This is a genomic window from Staphylococcus sp. LKG3-1, assembly GCF_048568385.1.
GTDB lineage: Bacteria > Bacillota > Bacilli > Staphylococcales > Staphylococcaceae > Staphylococcus > Staphylococcus saprophyticus.
The window spans coordinates 2,335,495-2,353,983 of record NZ_CP183796.1; the positions used below are offsets into that span (position 1 = coordinate 2,335,495).

General features: G+C 33.8%; 20 protein-coding genes. 15 read left to right on the forward strand and 5 right to left on the reverse strand.

Features of this window, described 5'->3' with window-relative positions; translation table 11 throughout:
* The 5 genes from ACM595_RS11545 to ACM595_RS11565 all read left to right on the forward strand — a co-directional run bounded on the left by ACM595_RS11545 (window position 1) and on the right by ACM595_RS11565 (window position 4,545).
* The gene (locus tag ACM595_RS11545; protein WP_002484085.1) at window positions 1-264 is read left to right on the forward strand and encodes a hypothetical protein; all 264 of its coding nucleotides are present in this window, start codon (window positions 1-3) and stop codon (window positions 262-264) included.
* Window positions 265-453: 189 nt separating this feature from the next.
* Complete coding sequence (locus ACM595_RS11550; protein ID WP_002484084.1) at window positions 454-1,866, forward strand: MFS transporter; 1,413 nt, start codon at window positions 454-456, stop codon at window positions 1,864-1,866.
* A 221-nt stretch (window positions 1,867-2,087) separates the two neighbouring features.
* Entirely contained in the window at window positions 2,088-2,510 is a 423-nt protein-coding gene (locus ACM595_RS11555) for a MarR family winged helix-turn-helix transcriptional regulator (RefSeq protein ID WP_041079775.1), read from the forward strand.
* Between the two features lie 109 nt (window positions 2,511-2,619).
* Complete coding sequence (locus ACM595_RS11560; RefSeq protein WP_002484082.1) at window positions 2,620-3,975, forward strand: MATE family efflux transporter; 1,356 nt, start codon at window positions 2,620-2,622, stop codon at window positions 3,973-3,975.
* A 123-nt stretch (window positions 3,976-4,098) separates the two neighbouring features.
* A complete protein-coding gene (locus ACM595_RS11565) occupies window positions 4,099-4,545 on the forward strand; it encodes an ASCH domain-containing protein (RefSeq protein ID WP_002484081.1) in 447 nt (148 codons plus the stop codon).
* 254 nt (window positions 4,546-4,799) lie between these two features.
* On the opposite strand, the gene vraX is transcribed toward ACM595_RS11565, so the two are convergent.
* Entirely contained in the window at window positions 4,800-4,970 is a 171-nt protein-coding gene (gene vraX / locus ACM595_RS11570; protein ID WP_002484080.1) for a C1q-binding complement inhibitor VraX, read from the reverse strand.
* 291 nt (window positions 4,971-5,261) lie between these two features.
* Between vraX and isaB the strand changes: the two genes are divergently transcribed.
* The gene (gene isaB, locus ACM595_RS11575) at window positions 5,262-5,771 is read left to right on the forward strand and encodes an immunodominant staphylococcal antigen IsaB family protein (protein WP_002484079.1); all 510 of its coding nucleotides are present in this window, start codon (window positions 5,262-5,264) and stop codon (window positions 5,769-5,771) included.
* Between the two features lie 72 nt (window positions 5,772-5,843).
* On the opposite strand, the gene thiD is transcribed toward isaB, so the two are convergent.
* Window positions 5,844-6,674 (reverse strand): bifunctional hydroxymethylpyrimidine kinase/phosphomethylpyrimidine kinase, encoded by an 831-nt coding sequence (gene thiD / locus ACM595_RS11580; protein ID WP_115343913.1) that lies wholly within the window; start codon window positions 6,672-6,674, stop codon window positions 5,844-5,846.
* Between the two features lie 323 nt (window positions 6,675-6,997).
* On the opposite strand from thiD, the gene ACM595_RS11585 reads away from it, so the two are divergent.
* The 4 genes from ACM595_RS11585 to ACM595_RS11600 all read left to right on the forward strand — a co-directional run bounded on the left by ACM595_RS11585 (window position 6,998) and on the right by ACM595_RS11600 (window position 9,970).
* Window positions 6,998-7,654: a uracil-DNA glycosylase gene (locus ACM595_RS11585; RefSeq protein WP_002484077.1), complete on the forward strand. Its 657-nt coding sequence runs from the start codon at window positions 6,998-7,000 to the stop codon at window positions 7,652-7,654.
* A 2-nt stretch (window positions 7,655-7,656) separates the two neighbouring features.
* Window positions 7,657-8,022, forward strand: a complete 366-nt coding sequence (locus ACM595_RS11590; RefSeq protein WP_115343912.1) for a DUF5327 family protein — start codon at window positions 7,657-7,659, stop codon at window positions 8,020-8,022.
* Window positions 8,023-8,058: 36 nt separating this feature from the next.
* Window positions 8,059-8,421: a DUF423 domain-containing protein gene (locus tag ACM595_RS11595; protein ID WP_002484075.1), complete on the forward strand. Its 363-nt coding sequence runs from the start codon at window positions 8,059-8,061 to the stop codon at window positions 8,419-8,421.
* Between the two features lie 61 nt (window positions 8,422-8,482).
* Window positions 8,483-9,970, forward strand: a complete 1,488-nt coding sequence (locus ACM595_RS11600) for an APC family permease (RefSeq protein WP_002484074.1) — start codon at window positions 8,483-8,485, stop codon at window positions 9,968-9,970.
* A gap of 294 nt (window positions 9,971-10,264) precedes the next feature.
* On the opposite strand, the gene ACM595_RS11605 is transcribed toward ACM595_RS11600, so the two are convergent.
* From ACM595_RS11605 to hemQ, 3 genes are all read right to left on the reverse strand, one after another.
* Window positions 10,265-10,717 (reverse strand): threonine/serine exporter family protein, encoded by a 453-nt coding sequence (locus ACM595_RS11605; RefSeq protein ID WP_011303765.1) that lies wholly within the window; start codon window positions 10,715-10,717, stop codon window positions 10,265-10,267.
* A gap of 11 nt (window positions 10,718-10,728) precedes the next feature.
* Window positions 10,729-11,499, reverse strand: coding sequence for a threonine/serine exporter family protein (locus ACM595_RS11610; RefSeq protein ID WP_372059134.1), 771 nt, complete (start codon window positions 11,497-11,499; stop codon window positions 10,729-10,731).
* A 537-nt stretch (window positions 11,500-12,036) separates the two neighbouring features.
* Window positions 12,037-12,786, reverse strand: a complete 750-nt coding sequence (gene hemQ, locus ACM595_RS11615) for a hydrogen peroxide-dependent heme synthase (RefSeq protein WP_002484071.1) — start codon at window positions 12,784-12,786, stop codon at window positions 12,037-12,039.
* A 175-nt stretch (window positions 12,787-12,961) separates the two neighbouring features.
* On the opposite strand from hemQ, the gene pta reads away from it, so the two are divergent.
* From pta to ACM595_RS11640, 5 genes are all read left to right on the forward strand, one after another.
* Entirely contained in the window at window positions 12,962-13,948 is a 987-nt protein-coding gene (gene pta, locus ACM595_RS11620) for a phosphate acetyltransferase (RefSeq protein WP_115343911.1), read from the forward strand.
* Entirely contained in the window at window positions 13,948-14,784 is an 837-nt protein-coding gene (locus ACM595_RS11625) for a lipoate--protein ligase family protein (RefSeq protein WP_037539047.1), read from the forward strand. The genes pta and ACM595_RS11625 overlap by 1 nt, the downstream gene beginning before the upstream one ends.
* Window positions 14,785-15,383: 599 nt before the next feature.
* Complete coding sequence (mvk, locus tag ACM595_RS11630; protein WP_011303760.1) at window positions 15,384-16,307, forward strand: mevalonate kinase; 924 nt, start codon at window positions 15,384-15,386, stop codon at window positions 16,305-16,307.
* Window positions 16,308-16,312: 5 nt separating this feature from the next.
* Window positions 16,313-17,296 carry a diphosphomevalonate decarboxylase gene (gene mvaD, locus ACM595_RS11635; protein WP_037539081.1) on the forward strand — a complete coding sequence of 328 codons (984 nt, stop codon included), beginning with the start codon at window positions 16,313-16,315 and terminating at the stop codon, window positions 17,294-17,296.
* A gap of 12 nt (window positions 17,297-17,308) precedes the next feature.
* Window positions 17,309-18,385: a phosphomevalonate kinase gene (locus ACM595_RS11640; protein ID WP_041079769.1), complete on the forward strand. Its 1,077-nt coding sequence runs from the start codon at window positions 17,309-17,311 to the stop codon at window positions 18,383-18,385.
* The last annotated feature ends 104 nt before the right edge of the window (window positions 18,386-18,489 follow it).

Here is an 18,489-nt window from a genome sequence, read left to right on the forward strand (position 1 = left end):
ATGTTAAGTATAAACGCTAAAGAAATAAACACCTATTTAAAATTAATCAATGACCAAAATCCGATTCATGCACATATTGTACCTGGACAAATGATTGTGCAAATGGCACTTCAAAGTCAACGATTACAGTGGACATCATATCGCGTTAAATACATTGAAACTGTTTGTATAAATGAGTTGATACAATTCCAAATGATTTCCGAAAGTATCGTAGTTATTTTAAATCAACATGATGAAACCCTAATTAAAATAATTAAAGTTTAAAAAAATAATCCATTAATTTTAGTTTTATTTATTTGTAAAAATCAAATGCATATGATGAATTTTTGCAATCATCAATATACATTTTTTGTATAAATATGATTTAGAAATCCTTTGTAAAACTTAATTCAATTTGACAATATTAATTAACTACGTATAATTATATAACATGTTAAGGGAGTGGACACATTCATGGATTATGAAAAGGATTTTGATAAAAGTAATATAAATAAGGTTGATCCTAAAGCAGCTAAAAAAACTGTGTTTGCCACAGGTATCGGAAACGCGATGGAATGGTTTGACTTTGGTTTGTATTCTTATTTAGCGGTCATACTAGGGCAAAATTTTTTCAGTTCGGTTGAAAATGATCAACTCAAGACTATTTTTACATTTGCGACATTTGCGATTGCATTTTTACTTAGACCCGTTGGTGGTATTATCTTCGGTATTATTGGAGATAAATATGGTCGGAAAGTCGTATTAACGACAACTATTATTATGATGGCGTTCTCAACGTTACTCATTGGATTATTACCTACATACGATCAAATTGGCGTTTGGGCACCGATATTACTCTTACTAGGTAGGGTATTACAAGGTTTCTCAACTGGTGGAGAGTACGCAGGTGCTATGGTTTATGTAGCAGAATCATCACCAGATAGAAAACGAAATACATTAGGTTGTGGCTTAGAAATCGGTACATTATCCGGTTATATTGCAGCGTCTGTTTTAAGTGGACTATTATTCTTCTTCTTAAGTGATGACCAAATGGCGACATGGGGTTGGAGAATTCCATTTATCTTAGGTTTATTCTTAGGTATATTTGGTTTTTATTTAAGAAGAAAATTAGAAGAGTCACCTGTTTATGAAAATGAACTTGCATCGAAACCGAAGAGAGATAATATTGGTTTCTTAACAATTGTCAGATACTACTATAAAGACATCATTGTTTGTTTTGTGGCAGTTGCGTTCTTTAACTGTACAAACTATATGTTAACTTCATATATGCCATCATATTTACAAGAAATTGTGAAATTAGATAGTACAACAGTATCCGTATTAATTACTGTAGTCATGGCAGTGATGATTCCATTAGCATTAATGTTTGGACGCGTTGCAGATAGAATCGGTGAGAAGAAAGTATTCTTAATTGGTCTTATCGGTACAGCTGTATTGAGTATTGGTGCCTTTGCATTAATTCAAACAACAACAATTATCTTTGTAATCGTTGGTATCTTCGTTTTAGGTTTCTTCTTATCAACTTACGAAGCAACGATGCCAGGTTCTTTACCTACAATGTTCTATACACATATAAGATATAGAACACTAGCAGTAACATTTAATGTATCTGTATCACTATTTGGTGGTACAACGCCATTAATTGCATCATCACTTGTAGCGAAGACAGGAGATCCATTATCTCCAGCATATTATCTAACAGCAGTAAGTATTGTTGGTATTATCGTTATCTCATTATTACATGTAAGTACCTCTGGTAAATCACTTAAAGGTTCTTATCCTAATGTTGAAAGTGATGAAGAGTACGAGTATTATGCCAATAATCCTGATAAAGCAATGTGGTGGGCAAAAGACAAACGTGTTTAATTAAATAAATATTTTTAAATTAAAAAATTGAATTTTAAGCTGTCATCAAGTTTAGCGACTTTATGGCAGCTTTTTTGTATAAATGCCGCTTGAGTCAATATTTTTAAATCAAAGTGATGATAGTATTGTTCTTAAATTAAAAAAATATCAAAATAACAATTGACACTAGAAAAAAACAGTGTATTATTATCGTTAGATATCTAATTAAATGAGGTGCTTGTTTGGAACAGTCATATGGATATTTATTTAGAATGATAAGCCATGAGATGAAACGCAAGGCAGATCAGCGTTTGAAAATGTATGATATTACAAACGAACAAGGTCACGCGCTAGGTTACTTGTATGCACACCAAGCGGATGGACTTACACAGAACGACATTGTGAATGCCTTACAACGTAAAGGTTCAACAGTAAGTAATTTACTTAAGAACTTAGAAAGTAAGAAGCTCATATACCGTTATGTAGACGCTGATGATACTAGGCGAAAAAATTTAGGTCTAACTGCATCAGGTAGGAAATTAGTTGAAGGGTTTACAGGTGTATTTGACGAGATTGAAGCACTCATGTGTGCGCAGTTATCAGAAGCAGAGAATGAAACAATGAAACAAAATCTATCTAAAATGCTTAGCAGTTTAGAAGATTAGTTACTATAAGTGGCTGTTATAAATTGAAAAATTAACAGCCACCATATTTTTGAATATATAGTTAGATATCTAATTATTAGGTGTCTAAATAAAAAGGAGTAATATAGAAATGAAAGACGAACAGTTATATTATTTTGAAAAATCTTCAGTATTTAAAGCGATGATGCATTTTTCAATTCCTATGATGATAGGAAGTTTATTAAGTGTAATTTATGGTATTTTAAACATTTATTTTATTGGATTTTTAGGTGATAGTCACATGATATCAGCCATTTCACTCACTTTACCTATATTTGCAGTGTTAATGGGTTTAGGTAATTTATTTGGTATCGGTGGAGGAACTTATATTTCCCGGTTATTAGGTGCGAAAGATTATGTGAAAACGAAATTTGTGAGTAGTTTTTCTATTTATGGCGGCCTTATATTAGGAGTTATTGTTATTTTAATGACTATTTTCGCTACTGAACAAATTGCTCATTTATTAGGTGCACGTGGTGAAACACTTGGTTTTACAAGTGCATATTTAAAAGTAATGTTCCTAAGCGCACCATTTGTCATATTGTTCTTTATCTTAGAACAATTCGCTCGATCCATTGGTGCACCAATTATCTCAATGATTGGTATGTTGGCTAGTGTGGTTTTGAATATCATTTTAGATCCTATTTTAATATTTGGTTTTGATTTAAATGTAGTAGGTGTTGCTTTAGGTACAGCTATTTCAAACGTTGTTGCGTCGCTATTTTTTATCATTTATTTTTTGAGGAAAAGTGACATAATTACAATGAGTTTGAACTATGTAAGACCGACGAAAGAAATATTAGTAGAAATTTTTAAAGTAGGCTTTCCAGCATTTCTAATGAGTATTTTAATGGGTGTTACAGGATTAGTTTTAAATTTATTTTTAGCTGGCTATGGTAACTTTGCCATTGCGGGTTATGGTATTTCATTTAGATTAGTACAGTTTCCTGAATTGATTATTATGGGGCTATGTGAAGGTGTAGTGCCATTAATTGCTTACAATTTTATGTCTGATAAAGCACGTATGAAAAATATTATTAAAGTCGTAATTATGACAATCGTTGTGATTTTTGCAGTGTGCATGGTCATTGTGTTTACGACAGGTCATCAATTGATAGGTATTTTCTCTAATGATGCGGCTATTGTAGGAATGGCGACATTTATGTTGAAAGTAACAATGACCTCATTATTATTAAATGGCATTGGTTTCTTATTTACTGGTATGTTGCAAGGGAGTGGTCAAGGACGTGGTGCAACAATCATGGCTATTTTACAAGGTGTAGTCATTATCCCAGTTCTATTTGTATTGAATGGATTATTCGGTTTAACTGGCATCGTATGGTCATTATTAATTGCAGAAACAATTTGTGCTTTGGCTGCGATGCTCATTGTTTACTTATTACGAGATAGATTGACAGTAGATAAAGCAGAATTATTAGAAGGTTAATCTTTCTAATTTAATATAATAATACAAAAATCTTTGTGCATTCAAAATGTCTGCGCGAAGATTTTTTCGTTTTGTGTTATTTTTAAATAGTAACGAACTATTTATAAATATGGGGGATTTTATATGGCTTTGACAGTAGAGCAGTATTGGCGCAAATTTATTGAAGCATTTCCAAAATACAAAGGTGTACAATTTGAAGCATGGTCTTTTGGTGTTGATGAAGATGAATTAGCTAATTTAGTAAAACAAGGTGAAAAAACAGCAACAACCAGTGGTTATGAGACATACAAAGTAGAAGGTGAACCGTTACCGGAAGTAGGAGATGTCAGTGTTGTATTAAATGAGAAAGGTCATCCACAATGTGTGATTGAGACGACACGTGTATACCAAACGCCGTTCAATGAGGTGACAGAACATCATGCTTTCTTGGAAGGTGAAGGAGATAAATCGTTAACATATTGGCGTGAAGCGCACACAGCATTCTTTAAACCGTATTATGAATCATTAGAAATCGATTTTAATGAAACTTCAATGATGGTTTGTGAAGAGTTTAAGCTACTGTATGTATAAAAAGAGTGGTACATCAGTTAGAACTGCTTCGAGGTTGCTCTCCAAGCAAACAAAGGGGACAATCTTTGTCTAACTGTGTACCACTTAGGGTGTGTGTTTATAGGGATGTGTTATTCAAAGTATGTTTAAGGGGACAACTTAGACATACTTTTTTTAATTTCATATTTCTTAATAAGGGGAGTTAATTGTATATCGTTTCTTCTAATTTCAATTTATTGCATCTTCTGTGTTGTCTTCGATGAGTCGAAAATAACTTAATAACTTAATTTCATGTTATCAACATCATTTTCTAGTAGAGAGAGTAACTTATATAATTCATTCGTGTTGAAGCTTTCATCGAACTTAACAGAAATCGTTTTGAAAGTCTTGGTGATAATTTCATATATTGGGTTACCATTTTCAAAAGCCTGTTTGTAGATAATCATGTTGAGTTTCCCTCCTTCATCTCTCTACACTACATATAATAATAGAAATTCATGCGAAATACATGAGTCTACAGTATCAACTTTTTATCAGTCTAACGTCGTATAACATCAGAAAGGCTGATGTAAAGCGTTTTCTGATGATTTGTTAGACAATTACAAAAGTTAGGTTATCTAATAATCAAAATAATAAATCGTATATTTAGTTTAAATTTGCACTTTTAGTAATATTTCTGTAACATTGTAATCGAATCGTAATCTGATTCAAAAAATCTTTAAATGGAGTGATACCAAATGAATAAGATAGCAAAGACTTTTGTAGCTGGTAGCATTGTATTTGGGACTGCATTAGGCATAAGCGTTTCTAATGAAGGTGTATCACAAACCGAAGCACAAGCAGCAACGACGCAACCTTGGTATGAGTATAGTGGTTATACTTCAAAAGGTGGGGATTTTGTACTAGATCAATCATTTTATAATGGTTTAAAAGCAGGTAATGTTGAATTTAATGGTATTAAAGTGAATAGTCAATATACTTCTGATACAGCGACTAAAACAATATATGATCAAACATTCCAACAAATTAATGGAAATAAAGCGAATAGTGTAACTTTTGATATACAAAATAAAGCAGTAAGTTTTAAAGATATACGTGTGCAATATGGTCAAAATTATGAATATCAAGAACCCATGAATGGTGAGAAAAAAGCAAGTGGCGATGGCTTATACGGATATGATGTAGGCAAAGGTCATATTGTATTTTATGTAAGTAATGGTTACGTGAAAAGTGCAACGCTCTCATAACCCATAAATAGAATTTGGAATATAAAAGCCCATCGTTAACATTACAAGTTAACGATGGTTTTTTTAAATTATTTAAGCTTCTGTCACTTCTACGTCTATGTGTTCAACACGATTATAGGCACCGTGGTCTACTGGACCGACAAAGTCATTCATTTTCCAACCGTTCTTAATTGCAGAGGCAACAAATGCTTTAGCTGCGATAACGGCTTCTCTCGGTGATTTGCCATTTGCTAAATAAGCTGTAGTAGCGGCAGCAAATGTACAACCAGCACCGTGGTTATAACTTTGTTGGAACATGTCTGTTGTTAATTGATAGAATTTTTGACCATCATAGTATAAGTCATAAGATTTATCTTGATCTAATGCTTTGCCACCTTTAATGATAACGTGCTTAGCACCTTGCTCATGAATTACTTCAGCAGCTTTTTTCATATCTTCAATTGATTTTAATGTTCCTAAATTAGCGAGTTGACCAGCTTCAAATAAATTTGGTGTGACCACTGTCGCTTTTGGTAGTAAGTATTCAATCATAGCGTCCGTATTTCCTGGGTTAAGTACTTCATTTTCCCCTTTACATACCATGACTGGGTCTACAACAAAATAATCTGCGCCAGATTCAACATAGGCGTCGCCAGCACGTTTAATGATTTCTTGTGTACCTAGCATACCTGTTTTAACAGCATCTGGACCAATGGAAATCGCCGTTTCTAATTGTTTTTCGAATACATCAAATGGAATCGGTGTTACATCATGTGACCATGATTTTTTATCCATCGTGACGATTGAAGTTAGGGCTACAATACCGTATGTGCCTAGCTCTTGGAAAGTTTTTAAGTCGGCTTGCATGCCAGCACCGGCACTTGTATCTGAACCGGCAATTGTTAATGTTTTTTTCAATGCCATGGAATTTCACTCCTAAATATCTTTTGCATATATCATACCACGTTTGTCGAGTATTCTAAATAAAGGAAGTTTGTAGTGAAGTTAAATTTATCACTATTGAAAAAAGATATTATTATAGAAGTAGTTGGACTAATAATCTCGATGTCGAGAAAGTAACGAATAAAGGAATACCTGAGCTAAAGCGCAAAAGGTATAAGAACATATGAACTAAAGTTCATACGTAAGTGGTACTAAACTTGCTTAAAGCAAGAAGTTCCACTAATAATTTTTGCGAAGCAAAAAAGTAGTGCTTTATGTTATTATATCAATGAGGTGAGAGGTATATGGAATGGTCGGATGTTTTTCATGAAATAACTACGCGACATGATTTTGCTGCAATGCATGATTTTTTAGAAAAAGAGTATACTACAGAAATTGTTTATCCAGATAGAAAAAATATTTATCAAGCCTTTGATCTAACGCCATTTGAACAAGTGAAGGTGGTTATATTAGGGCAAGATCCTTATCATGGACCGAACCAGGCACATGGTTTAGCATTTTCTGTGCAACCAGATGCGAAATTTCCGCCCTCTTTAAGAAATATGTATAAAGAACTGCAAGATGATGTGGGATGTATTAGAAAATCGCCGCATTTGCAAGATTGGGCACGCGAAGGTGTATTGTTATTAAATACTGTGTTGACAGTACGACAAGGTGAAGCACATTCACATAAAAATGTTGGGTGGGAAACGTTTACCGATGAAGTAATACAAGCTGTATCAGAACATTTAACACACGTTGTGTTTATATTATGGGGAAAACCCGCACAACAAAAAATTAAATTAATCGATACATCGAAACACCATATTATTCAATCACCACATCCAAGTCCATTGTCAGCGTATAGAGGATTCTTTGGTTCTAAGCCTTATTCGCAAGCAAATACATATCTACAAGCCAATGGTAAACAACCCGTGAATTGGTGCGAGAGTGAGGTTTAAAAATGGAAAAAGATAAAATTATTCAATTAATTGAACAAGAATTAGTACAAGCAGATGAAGCAAATAGTAACGCAGAATTTGAAAAGCATATTTATGCGATTCATACGTTAACGTCATTAGTGAGTGACAGTTCATCTAATAAGAAAGTATATAGTGGCAACAGTTTTAATGTGTCTTCTTCTTTTAAAGCGTCTAAGTCACAGAATGTCTCATCTAAGCAGGGTGTATCTGAGGATGAGATTCGCGCAATGGGTGGAAAAGTATCAGGTGTTTCTTCATCTAATACAAGCACAAATTCATCACTTACTGCGAATAAATTAGTAACAGATGATGAAATAGGCAATGGTGATTCCATTTTTGATTTTTAAATAATTTTAAATAGTAAAGGATATGAATAGATCATGATGAAAGTGTTTATTATTTTAGGCGCATTAAATGCAATGATGGCTGTAGGTACCGGTGCGTTTGGTGCACATGGATTAGAAAATAAGCTGTCTGCAAAATATTTATCAGTATGGGAAAAAGCAACAACTTATCAAATGTATCATGGGCTTGGATTACTAGCCATAGGTATTATTAGTGGTACAACTTCGATCAATGTAAATTGGGCGGGTTGGTTACTTTTCTTTGGAATTGTATTTTTCAGTGGTTCTTTATATATCTTAGCGTTAACACAAATTCGCATACTAGGTGCAATTACACCTATTGGTGGCGTACTGTTTATTGTAGGTTGGTTAATGTTAGTGATAGGTACGTTTAAAATATAAATTTATAATTGTTATAGAATTCATCTTGTGGGTATAATACACTCCATGAGGTGAATTTTTTATGAGTCAAAATAATCAGCAAGTAGATAGAGGAGATTTAAAGAAAAATCTATCTGAAAAATTTGTGTGGGCGATTGCTTACGGGTCTTGTATCGGTTGGGGTGCATTTATTCTACCGGGTGACTGGATAGGACAATCGGGACCAATTGCAGCAGCGATTGGTATTGTCATAGGTGCATTGTTAATGATACTTATTGCAGTGAGTTACGGTGCATTAGTTGAACGATTCCCAGTTTCGGGTGGCGCGTTTGCTTTTAGCTTTTTAGGATTCGGAAGATATGTAAGTTTCTTCTCATCTTGGTTTTTAACATTTGGTTACATATGTGTAGTGGCATTAAATGCTACTGCGTTTAGTTTGTTAATTAAATTTTTACTGCCAGATATTTTAGAAACAGGAAAATTATATACTATTGCAGGTTGGGACGTGTATATCACTGAAATTCTCATTGCATCGTTATTGCTTATTGTATTTATGTTTATAGCGATTAAAGGTGCTAGTGTGTCAGGATCACTACAATACTACTTCTGTGTAGCGATGGTTATTACTATATTACTATTGTTCTTTGGTTCGTTCTTTGGAGGTAATTTCTCTTTAGATAATTTACAACCATTAACCAATGAAAAAGAAGGTTGGTTTACTTCCATCATTATGATTGTTGCTGTCGCACCGTGGGCATATGTTGGATTTGATAATATTCCACAAACGGCAGAAGAATTTGATTTTGCACCAAATAAGACGTTTAAATTAATTGTATATAGTTTATTAGCAGCTGCATTTACTTATGTTTTAATGATTTTATATACAGGTTGGTTAGGTACAACATCAACAAGCCTAAACGGTAATTTATGGTTAACGGGTGCTGTTACGCAAGAAGCCTTTGGTTATATTGGTTTAGCTGTATTAGCAATTGCGATTATTATGGGTATATTTACTGGCTTAAATGGATTCTTAATGAGTTCAAGCCGTCTCCTATTTTCAATGGGACGTTCAGGTATTATGCCTTCTGTATTCAGCAAGTTGCATAAAAAATATAAGACGCCTTATATAGCAATTATTTTCTTAGTAACCATTACATTAATTGCACCTTGGTTAGGTCGTACAGCACTAACTTGGATTGTTGATATGTCTTCTACAGGTGTATCAATAGCTTATTTCATTACTTGTTTATCAGCAGCTAAATTATTTAGTTATAATAAATCAAGTAACACGTATGGACCTATTTATAAAACATTTGCGATTTTAGGATCAATTGTATCATTTATCTTCTTGTTGTTATTATTAGTTCCAGGTTCTCCGGCGTCACTTTCAGCACCTTCATACATCGCATTAGGCGGCTGGTTAGTGATTGGTTTAATCTTCTTTATTGTGCGTTATCCAAAATTAAAACGCATGGATAATAATAAATTGAGCTTGCTTATCTTAAACCGTTCGGAAAGTGAAGTTGTAGATTTAATTAATGAGAACAAGGCTGAAAACACGAATAAATAGTTTTTCTTGTGATTATTTTATGAATAAAGCATAGAAAACTTAATAAATAGTGAATTAAAACAAGTAGTATTCCTTTACGGTGTGCTGCTTGTTTTTTATTGGGTTAAATCTATAAATTGGTTTATCCATCAAAAAGATAATAAATCACAGTTTGCAGAAGAATCTGTGTCATAAATGAAACATATAGGTTTTGATAGCTAATAATTTATGACTAAATGAATTTATAATAAATTTTTAATAAAATAAGCCACACATGCACTCTTTTCAACGCATGTGTGGCTATTTATATAAATATTAGATTCTTTTTTTACGTATTTTTGTACCTGAAATAATTAGTTTAGAAATTTGATCTGCAAAAAGTAGACCTAAGGCGATAGCACCAGCAATAAGCGTTACTTCAAGCATTGTATTAATGGCTTTACTAAATTCTAAAAGTACTAAATTTTTCGTAGCATCAAATGCTAAACCACCAGGTACGAGTGGAATAATACCGGGAATCATAAAAATGATGACAGGTTCTTTTTTAGAGCGTGCCATAATATGACTTAAGCAGCCTAATGCAAGACTACCAAAGAAACTTGAATAAATTGTATGTGTATTTAAACCATCGAAAAATATGGTATAGACCATCCAACCGCATGCACCTACGATACCTACCGTGTTATATAAGCGTTTTGGGACATCAAATATAACGCCGAAGAATAGGGAAGCGGTATAACTAAATATAAAATTTAATATCCAAAACATAGACATAACTCCTAAAATATAATAAGTACTGTACTAACGCCAGCTCCAATACCGAATGCAGTAACGAGCGATTCTAATGATTTGGTGGTAAACATTAACATATGACCGCCAAACAAATCTTGAATTGCGTTTGTAATTAATACACCAGGTACAATAGGCATGACTGCTGCAATTATAATGGTAGAAATTGAACCACCGGGTATGAGATTATGACCGATAATGGTGACTAATCCAATAACTAATGCGCCCATAAATTCTGGGATAAATTGGGCATGCAATTTTTGTTGTAATATTTCGACTACAATATAACCGAAGGAACCAGCTAATAACGCTGTTAATACATCAGTTAAATGGCCGCCTTGTAAATATAAAAAACTGACAGATATGACGGCAGCAGCAATGAATTTATAAAAAAGGTAGTGGTTTTTTATACTTTGTTCTTGATATATTTTTTGAAGTTCTTGAAATGCATCTTCTAAAGAAATGTCACCGAGCGCCAAACGTCTAGAAATGCCATTTGTTCTGGAAATGCGGTGTAAATTCGTATCGCGCGTTCTAATTCTATACATACGTGGATATGACTCATCATGAAGCATGAAGTTGATAACGGTATTTGTAACAAAGCTATTACTTTCTTTGTGTCCCAAAGTGATAGCGATGCGTGTCATCGTATCTTCTACTCGAGAGCCTTCTGCACCAGATTCTAATAATATTCTTCCTGCTAACATGATGACATCTTTTGCCATCTTTTCATCATAACTTTCTATAGCTTGATTATATATTGTCATTTAATCACCAATTAATATTTATTTGAGCAACCCTGACAATCACTGCCTACAGGTTGAGTATAAGTTGCTAAAGTAATATTTTTTATTGTAACACTTTATGATCGTTATTTGTTATTTGAATTGGAACAAGTGCTTAAATGAAGGGAAACTGTATTTTGTGCAATTAACTCAATACATTTATGTTTCAAATATTTCAAATAGGTTAGAATAGTATTAGTTAACTGTTACAGACATGTATTGAGTAGCGACAATATACAACAGTTAATATTAAATTAAGTAGTGATTAAAAGTTCTCCCAAACACACTACATTCAACAAAGGCACACTTATTTATGTGATGAGCGTGCCTTTGTTTATTGCGCTGATTCACACTTAATAAAATTTGAGAATTCTTTTTATGATTAAAGTGAATTGATAACACGTGTACATCGGAAATTGAGAAGATGTATGAAAAAATATATAAAGAAGGTAGCGACATCAATTGCCGCTACCTTCTTTAGTTTGAGAAATACGATAAATCCATTGAATGATTTTATAAAGCAAATAAATCTTGTAAGTTATCTTTAGTCACAATATGACCTACATAAAAGCTTCCGAAGTCGCCATAACGTGCAGTTGTTTCATCGAATCTCATTTCATAAACAATTTTTTTGAATTGTAATGGATCATCTGCAAATAAAGTGACACCCCACTCAAAATCATCAAAGCCCACTGAACCAGTGATGAATTGTTTGATTTTACCAGCATATTGTCTACCTATTTTACCGTGAGCATACATTAATTCTTGGCGTTTTTCTAGCGGTAACATATACCAGTTATAAGTTTCATTACGACGTTTATCCATAGGATAGAAACAAATATATTCAGATTGTGGTAATTCTGGGAATAATCTTGGTTTGATGTGTGGATTTTCATAAGGATCTTCGTCAGATTTTCCTGCAAGATAATTACCTAATTCGATGATTGATACATAAGAATAGGTTGGAATTAAGAAATCTGCAATCTTCAATTTATTAAATTCGTTTTCAAAAGCATTTAAATCTTTCATTTCTGGACGCAATGCCCATAAAAGAATATCTGCTTTTTGACCTGTAATATTATAAAAAGCATGATCACCTACGTGATTTGTACGCGCTTCTTCATGTTTATTTAAAAATGTTTGTAATTCATCTACGATTGTTTGACGCTCTTCTGTTGGAACTAAGCGTAAACTTGACCAATCAATAGCGTATAATAAATGTAAACTATACCATCCATCTAACGTTTCTGGTGCTTGTGGCATTTAAATCGCTCCTTTTTCATGAAAAATTCTATGTCTTCACTACAAAATTCTACCATAAAGGAACACTTAAAACATAAGTAAATGATTACAAATTGGTGACATGGAATTCTAAGAAACAATAACGTATAATGAGAAACGTAAAATAATTAAGAAAAGAAATTTGAGGAGGCCCCTAATGACTTTATTAGATGTATTACAAGAAAAACTTACGGGAAAAAACGTGGAAATCGTTTTACCAGAAGGTGAAGACGAGCGCGTATTAGAAGCGGCAACACAATTACAAGGTACTGATTATGTTTCTCCTATATTATTAGGAAATGAATCGAACATCAAAGCCTTAGCTAGTGATAAAGGTTTAGAAATTTCAGATTTAGAAATCATTGACCCAGAAACAAGCGAATTGAAACAAGAACTTGTTACTGCATTTGTTGAACGCCGTAAAGGTAAAGCGACTGAAGAACAAGCGCAAGAGATGTTGAAAGATGTTAACTACTTTGGGACAATGCTTGTTTATACTGGTAAAGCAGAAGGTTTAGTAAGTGGTGCGGCACATTCAACTGGTGATACGGTACGTCCAGCGTTACAAATCATCAAAACAAAACCAGGTGTCTCTAAAACTTCTGGTATTTTCTTCATGATTAAAGACGATAAACAATATATCTTTGGAGATTGTGCAATCAATCCAACACTTGAAGCACAAGATTTAGCAGAAATAGCTGTGGAAAGTGCAAAATCTGCTAAAAGCTTTGGCATGTCACCACGCGTTGCAATGTTAAGCTTCTCAACTAAAGGTTCTGCCAAATCAGATGATGTTGAAAAAGTTGCAACTGCTGTTAACTTAGCTCAAGAGAAAATTGAAGCAGATCATTTAGAAGATGTTGTTGTAGATGGTGAATTCCAATTTGACGCAGCAATTGTACCTGAAGTTGCTAAGAAAAAAGCACCTGATGCAAAAATTCAAGGCGATGCAAATGTATTCGTATTCCCAAGCTTAGAAGCAGGTAATATTGGTTATAAAATTGCACAACGTTTAGGCGGATTTGATGCAGTAGGTCCAGTATTACAAGGTCTTAATTCTCCAGTGAATGATTTATCACGTGGCTGTTCTAAAGAAGACGTGTATAATTTATCAATCATTACTGCAGCACAATCATTACAATAATGGATTTAGCAAGTAAATATTTTAATGGTATAGATTGGCGTTATATTGATCATTCCTCAGGATTAGAACCAATGCAGTCTTTTGCATTTGATGATACTTTTTCAGAAAGTGTTGGAAAAGATTTATCGTGTAGTGTAGTGCGAACGTGGGTACATCAGCATACTGTTATACTGGGGATCCATGATTCAAGATTGCCTCATTTACAAGAGGGGATTCGCTACCTCACAGAAGAGCGCGGTTACAATGCAATCGTTAGAAATTCTGGAGGTCTTGGTGTTGTATTAGATCAAGGCGTACTTAATATATCGCTGCTCTTTAAAGGTAAACATGATATTACCATTGATGAAGCTTTTACTGTAATGTATTTATTAATTGCAAAAATGTTTGAAGATGAAGATGTAGATATCGACACACATGAAATCGAAAGATCCTATTGTCCCGGTAAATTTGATTTGAGTATTAATGGTAAGAAATTTGCTGGTATTTCTCAAAGACGCGTCCGTGGTGGAATAGCAGTGCAAGTTTATCTCTGTGTGGAAGGTGATGGTAGTGAACGTGCTGATATGATGAAATCATTTTATGCGCGTGCGTTACAAGGTGAAGAAACAAAATTCACATACCCTGACATTGAACCGCAATGCATGGCCTCACTTGAAACATTATTAGGCAGAACGATTACTGTGCAAGATGTCATGTTTCAATTATTATACGCAATTAAAGATTTAGGTGGCCGTTTGAATATGGACCCTATTACCGATGAAGAATGGTTAAGTTATGAAGGTTATTTTGAAAAAATGATTGAACGTAATGCGAAAATAAACCGCTCTATGGATTGACGTTAATTAAAGAACAGGTGAGATACTTCAAATCGAAGTAATTCACCTGTTCTTTTTGTTTTGCGGATTTCAGCATAATTTGTGGTAATGGATTTTTATATCTGTTGAATTATAGAAATGAAATAAGTAATATAGTGAAAGTATGATTAAAAAATGCAGTACTAATAAAATTCCTTGAATTTAACGTGAGTTTTTTGAATATATGGCTAGTGCGTTTTATAATAGGGAAGTATTGAAAATAATTAGTAGCTGGTGTTAACTTTTTGTAACAACGATTTACAGTGCATTTGAATCATTAATTTCAAGTCCTTTGCTAAAATAATGCATCTATGACTAGAGTCGTATGGTAATATATGAAATTTATGAGATAATATGTAATGGTATGTGCAAAAATAGAAAAAGAACGATTGTTTTAGAATGAATATTAAAGATGCTTTAAATAATTAAGCGAGGCATCGTTAATGAACGCTGTGAAAACAGTTTATTTCCCAGGGAATATAGTTCATTGCATAAGCAGAATTAGGATGCGGGTATACACAAAAAAGGTGTAGTACACAGAAAATATAAAATTAAAGAAAATACTAAAGGTGATTGAGAATATGGCACAACAAGGATACGGGGAAGCGAATGGAAAGGTAATATTAATAGGCGAACATGCTGTTACATTTGGCGAACCAGCTATTGCAATTCCATTTACAACTGGAAAAGTTAAAGCGAAAATAGAATCTCTAGAGACAACAAACGCTTCATATATAAAAAGTGATGTATACGATGGAGAATTACAAAAGGCACCAGAGCATTTGAAAGCAGTCATTACACGTTTTATTGAAAAATATAAGATAGCGACGCCTATTAAAGTTTCAATCGATACGAACTTGCCACCTTCTAGAGGATTAGGTTCTAGTGCTGCGATGGCAGTCGCTTTTGTGCGCGCAAGTTTTGATTATTTGGATGAGCCACTATCGGATGAAATGTTAATAGAAGAAGCAAATTGGGCTGAACGCATTGCTCATGGTAAGCCGAGTGGTATAGATACACAAACAATCGTCTCAAATAAACCCGTATGGTTCAAACAAGGTAAGGTTACAACATTGAAACCTTTAGATTTAAATGGTTATATGGTAGTTATCGATACTGGTGTTCGAGGTTCTACTAAACAAGCTGTTGAAGATGTACACCAATTATGTGAAGGTGATAGTACATATCTGCAATATGTTGAACATATTGGTAAACTTGTACATGAAGCAAGTGAATCAATTGAACATCATAATTTTGAACAATTAGCTAAGGTGTTTAATCTGTGTCAAAAAAATTTAAGAACACTTACAGTCAGTCATGACAAAATAGAAGAAATATTAGATGCCAGTAAAGCGCAAGGTGCGATTGCAGGTAAACTAACTGGCGGTGGCCGTGGTGGAAGTATGATTGTACTTGCAACTAATGAAGAGACAGCTAAGCGTATTGCAGAAAGTGCAACGCAATTAGGTGCGCATCATACATGGATTGAATATTTAGGAGGGTAATGAAGTTGGTGAATAGTGGTAAGGCACGTGCACATACAAATATTGCACTGATTAAGTATTGGGGAAAGGCTGACGAAACATATATTATTCCAATGAATAATAGTTTATCTGTTGCGTTAGAACGCTTTTATACTGAAACGAAAGTTACGTTTGATGAAAGCTATACGAAAGATACACTTATACTAAATGGTGAAACAGTTACTGCAAGTGAATCAGCTAAAATTAGTCGTTATATGGATATTGTTAGAGCGACATCAGGCACAACAATGTTTGCATATATAGAGAGCGACAATCATGTTCCAACTGCTGCTGGTTTAGCATCATCAGCAAGTGCGTATGCCGCATTAGCAGCTGCTTGTGACAAGGCTTTAAACCTTGGATTAACGGGTAAAGCATTATCTAGGTTAGCACGTAGAGGCTCTGGGTCAGCATCAAGAAGTATCTACGGTGGCTTTGTAGAATGGGAAAAAGGGCATGATGATGAATCATCGTACAGTTTTCCCATTGAAGCAGATCATTGGGAACAAGAGTTAGCAATGATTTTTGTAGTTATTAATAATAAAACAAAAAAAGTATCGAGTCGTGCCGGTATGTCACATACACGTGATACATCTCGCTTTTATCAATATTGGTTAAATCATGTAGATGAAGACATAGCGTCAGTTAAGCATGCCATTGAGCGAAAAGACTTTATGCAAATGGGTGAAGTCATTGAAGCTAATGGTTTACGTATGCATGCAACCAATTTAGGTGCACAACCTCCATTTACTTATATGGTTGAGGATAGCTATCTTGCGATGGATATTGTTGATCAGTGTAGAAAAGCTGGATATCCATGTTATTTTACAATGGATGCAGGACCTAATGTGAAAATTTTAGTAGAAAAGAAAAATCAACAAGCAGTTATTGATGCGCTACATAAATCTTTTGATAAAGATCAAATTATTGCAAGTGACATTATAAGTACAGGCGTTGAAATTATTGAGTAAGGAAGAGATAAAATGATTCAAGTAAAAGCACCAGGTAAACTCTATATTGCAGGTGAATATGCAGTTACTGAACCAGGATATAAATCCGTATTAATTGCGGTTGATCGATTTGTAACTGCTTCAATTGAAGACTCAAATGCCCCTCAAGGTACCATACATTCTAAAACACTACATCATGATCCAGTGACTTTTCAAAGAAGAGAAGATCAAATCGTCGTATCCGATGTACATGCAGCTAAACAACTTAAATATGTCATTACAGCAATTGAAGTATTTGAACAGTATGTGCGCAGTAACCATATCAGTTTAAAACATTTCAATTTAACGATTGATAGTAATTTAGATGACGCAAATGGCCATAAATACGGGTTAGGTTCAAGTGCAGCCGTGCTTGTTTCTGTAGTTAAAGTATTGAATGAGTTTTATGAAACGCATTTATCAAATCTTTATATTTATAAACTAGCGGTAATCGCGAATATGAAATTGCAGAGTTTAAGTTCATGTGGTGACATCGCTGTTAGTATTTACACTGGTTGGTTAGCGTACAGTACATTTGATCATGAGTGGGTCTCTCAACAAATTGAAGATACATCTGTTAATGAAGTATTGAATAAAAACTGGCCAGGTCTGCATATTGAACCGTTGCAACCACCGGAAAATATGGAAGTATTGATTGGTTGGACAGGATCTCCTGCATCGTCTCATCATTTAGTGAGTGAAGTGAAACGCTTGAAGTCAGATCCAACGTTTTATGGTAAGTTTTTAGAACGTTCCCACCTATGTGTTGAAAAGTTGATCCATGCTTTTAAAACAAACCATATTAAAGGTGTACAACAAATGATTCGTACCAATCGCGAAATTATTCAATCTATGGATAAAGAAGCTACGATAGATATAGAAACGGCACATCTCAAAGTGTTGTGTTCTGTAGCAGAAAAATATGGCGGTGCTGCTAAAACCTCTGGTGCAGGTGGCGGTGACTGTGGTATTACGATTATAAATAGTGATATTAATAAGAAATTGATATATCAAGAATGGTTAGAGAATGAAGTGAAACCATTAGAATTTAATATTTATCATGGTCAATAAAGTCATGACAACTTGAGCAGTATACTAATCTACAGATTAGGTACTGTTTTTATTATTCCAATTTTTCTCTTTGTTATTGTTATTTAAAAGTTTAGTTTTAGAAA